A 508-nucleotide genomic window follows, 5' to 3' on the forward strand; every position below is an offset into this window, starting at 1 on the left:
CGATCCGACGTCGTTGCGGGGTTCACGCACCGGCGTCTACGCAGGCGGCTTGTTCTACGACCAAGGACTCGTACATCCCGGCGGGCTGTCGGCCATCGACGGCCAGCAGCTGATCGGTAGTGCGGCCAGTGTGATGTCGGGGCGGGTGTCGTTCGTGCTCGGATTGGAAGGCCCGGCGCTGACGCTCGATACGGCGTGTTCGTCGTCGCTGGTCGCGGTGCATCTGGCGGCGCAGGCACTGCGGCACGGGGAGTGCGATCTCGCGTTGGCCGGCGGCGTCACCGTCATGTCGAGCCCCGCAGAGTTCGTCGGTTTCGGCCGCCAGGGTGCTTTGGCGCCCGACGGTCGATGCAAGGCGTTCGCCGCTGCGGCCGACGGCACCAGCTGGGGCGAAGGCGCGGCGCTGCTGGTGGTGGAGCGGTTGTCGGATGCGGTGGCGCATGGTCATCAGGTGCTGGCGGTGTTGCGCGGTTCCGCGGTCAACCAGGACGGGACCAGCAACGGGTTC

General features: G+C 69.1%; 1 protein-coding gene. It reads left to right on the forward strand.

Annotated elements, in window-relative coordinates; genetic code table 11:
* The coding region (locus tag ACX4ZE_RS23025; RefSeq protein WP_480275557.1) for a beta-ketoacyl synthase N-terminal-like domain-containing protein at positions 1-508 on the forward strand (508 nt) is incomplete at both ends.

This window comes from Nocardia sp. TBRC8007 (genome assembly GCF_056629435.1).